The organism is Flavobacterium sp. (assembly GCF_035760125.1).
Taxonomy (GTDB): domain Bacteria; phylum Bacteroidota; class Bacteroidia; order Flavobacteriales; family Flavobacteriaceae; genus Flavobacterium.
Genome location: NZ_DASTTN010000200.1, coordinates 1 through 2,084, shown reverse-complemented (window position 1 = coordinate 2,084; position 2,084 = coordinate 1). Strand labels below are relative to the sequence as shown.

Genomic DNA, 2,084 nt, shown 5'->3' with positions numbered 1-2,084 from the left:
TTGAGTCAGCAGATTACTGTTTTTACCTATCCACCCTAAACCGCTTTTGGCAGCCCAAGCTTTATCCAAAACAGGAGCAGAATCCACAAAAGCACGTCCGGAAACAGCACCAATATTAGACTCTATCGAAAAAAGCAACTCTTTTAGTTTATCCTTTATGACAAAATGGTAATCCTGTCCATAAGCATATTTGGATATTTTATAGGAAGCTGAATTTTGGAATTCCGAAGGATAATAGTTAAGTAAAAGAGAAACTACACTCTTAGCATCATCGACCAATAAAGTTGGATCCAAGCGTTTGTCAAAATTATTCTCCATATAGGACATTTGCCCATTGTTATTTTGATTCAGCCAATTTTCCAAACGAGGAGCTTCCTGTTCTAGAAAACCAGCTTTTGATATACCACAAGACAAAAATCCAAGACGCTTGGCCTCGGATTTTATAAATTGCGTGTATTTTGACTTATTGTTTATGGCTTCTTATTTTTAATAAAAGATCTTGATCACTATTAAAGCCCTAGCCCTGATAGCAGTGAAAATCCTTTTCTATTTTTTCTTTAAAAATAGGAAAGATTGCAATGGATAGCAGGAATAGCTCCTAACCATTAGAATAATCCACCTTGAATATTGGCTTTGATTTTTCCTAGATGCTTATAAGCTTTTTCGGTTACTTCACGCCCTCTAGGAGTACGCATAATAAAGCCCTCCTGAATCAAGAAAGGTTCATAAACTTCCTCGATAGTTTCACTACTTTCGGATACGGCGGTTGCCAATGTGGACAAACCAACGGGCCCTCCTTTGAATTTATCAATGATGGTATTCAAAATTTTGTTATCCATTTCGTCCAGACCATGGGCATCTACATTCAATGCTTTTAAGGCATATCGCGCTATTTCAATATCAATGGTTCCGTTACCTTTTATTTGAGCAAAATCACGAACACGACGCAATAATGCATTCGCAATACGAGGTGTCCCTCTACTTCTTCCCGCAATTTCAATAGCGGCTTCCATAGTAATCGGCATTTTGAAAATCATAGCACTTCGCTCCACAATTGTTGTCAAAAGCTCAGTTGTATAATATTGCAGTCTTGACGAAATACCAAAACGAGCACGCATAGGAGCTGTCAAAAGCCCAGAACGCGTAGTTGCTCCGATAAGCGTAAAAGGATTTAAATTGATTTGAACCGTTCTGGCATTTGGACCAGATTCAATCATAATATCGATCTTAAAATCTTCCATTGCCGAATACAAATACTCTTCAACTATCGGACTTAAACGGTGTATCTCGTCTATAAACAAAACATCCCTTTCTTCAAGATTTGTAAGCAATCCAGCTAAATCGCCGGGTTTATCCAAAACAGGTCCGGAAGTAATTTTAATACCTACTTCTAATTCATTTGCTAAAATATTAGCCAGAGTCGTTTTACCCAAACCAGGAGGCCCGTGAAAAAGAGTATGATCAAGAGCTTCTTTCCTTTGATTGGCAGCAGCAACAAAAACCTTAAGATTTTCCAATACTTGATCCTGACCCGCAAAATCATCAAAAGACAAGGGTCTCAATCTTTTTTCGATATCTAGTTCTTCGGAACTAAAGTTATTATTTGTTGGATCTAAGTTTTCATTCATGCGATAAAGATAAAAAAAGTAATCATTGTATATAAAAAAATGCCTCTCAATAATGAAAGGCATTTATATGATTTTGAAATTTTAGTGATGTAAAACTACTTCTCCTTCTTTCATTGGAACCGTTTGAGGTACAAAATCCTCTTCATGAGCAGGATTACTGTAGTCATAAGGCCAACGGTGTACGTGAGGAATTTCTCCAGGCCAGTTACCGTGCATATGCTCTACTGGTGTAGTCCATTCCAATGTATTTGATTTCCATGGATTTTGAACTGCTTTCTTACCATAGAAAATACTGCTAAAGAAATTGTATAAAAATACTAATTGGAAAGCTCCACCAATCAAAGCAAATGTTGTAATCAATACGTTTACATTTTGCAAATCATCAAACAATGGGAAGTTTGTATTAGTATAATAACGTCTAGGTAAACCAGCTAATCCAATAAAGTGCATTGGGAA

Annotated in this window: 2 protein-coding genes and 1 pseudogene; all 3 read right to left on the bottom strand. The window is 36.7% G+C overall.

All coding sequences use genetic code 11. From position 1 onward, the window contains the following. Positions 1–474: epoxyqueuosine reductase (locus tag VFS71_RS07520; protein WP_326400312.1), on the bottom strand; the 474-nt coding region annotated here is incomplete at its 3' end. Positions 475–605: 131 nt separating this feature from the next. Next, the gene (ruvB, locus tag VFS71_RS07515) at positions 606–1,628 is read right to left on the bottom strand and encodes a Holliday junction branch migration DNA helicase RuvB (RefSeq protein ID WP_111409734.1); all 1,023 of its coding nucleotides are present in this window, start codon (positions 1,626–1,628) and stop codon (positions 606–608) included. An 81-nt stretch (positions 1,629–1,709) separates the two neighbouring features. Continuing rightward, positions 1,710–2,084 (bottom strand): annotated as a pseudogene (locus VFS71_RS07510) (cytochrome c oxidase subunit I); the annotation flags it as partial.

Bases quoted from the DNA above. Each gene is read 5' to 3' on its own strand.
- ruvB (WP_111409734.1), bottom strand. From the start codon at position 1,628: ATGAATGAAAACTTAGATCCAACAAATAATAACTTTAGTTCCGAAGAA.